Raw genomic sequence first — 507 nt, 5'->3', positions numbered from 1 at the left:
GGGACAGAAACATGACGCAGAAAAGCCTAGGGCGTTTTATGGTGGTCTAGAAGTGTGTGCAAATGTTTGGGCTTGCCCTGTTTGTGCGGCTAAGATATCAGAGAGAAGAAGAGAAGAGCTTAAAAGAGCTATTGAAGAAGCTAAAAGACAAGGGCTTCATGTTTCAATGCTGACTTTAACTGCCCCACATTATAAAGGAGATGATTTAGCTGGCTTGCTTAATAAAATGACTTCAGCTCAGACGAAGTTATGGAAAGATAAAGCAGGCAAGAGACTAATAGAAACCTATGGCATTGTAGGGAGAATTCGGGCGTTTGAAGTAACCTACGGCGAAAACGGTTTCCATCCACATTTTCACATCTTGTTATTCACTGAAAGACTTTTTGAACCATCTTCCATGTCTGAAGCGTTTTATCGCGTTTGGAAGCATTGTTGCGTCTCTAAAGGTCTTGGCGAGCCGAGTTTAAAGCATGGCGTTCGTTTTGATGTAGCAGATGAAGCCATAGG

The 507-nt window shown here is 42.6% G+C and carries 1 protein-coding gene; it reads left to right on the top strand.

The window, feature by feature from the left end; all coding sequences use genetic code 11:
* Positions 1-507, top strand: a 507-nt coding sequence (locus tag GVK91_RS27170; RefSeq protein WP_159732753.1) for a protein rep, incomplete at both ends; no start/stop codon positions are given.

Origin of the sequence: Sphingobacterium sp. 18053 (assembly GCF_902706145.1) — a bacterium.
Lineage (GTDB): Bacteria > Bacteroidota > Bacteroidia > Sphingobacteriales > Sphingobacteriaceae > Sphingobacterium > Sphingobacterium paramultivorum.
The sequence above is the reverse complement of the archived record's forward strand: the minus strand, read 5'-3'. Positions and strand labels throughout refer to the sequence as shown.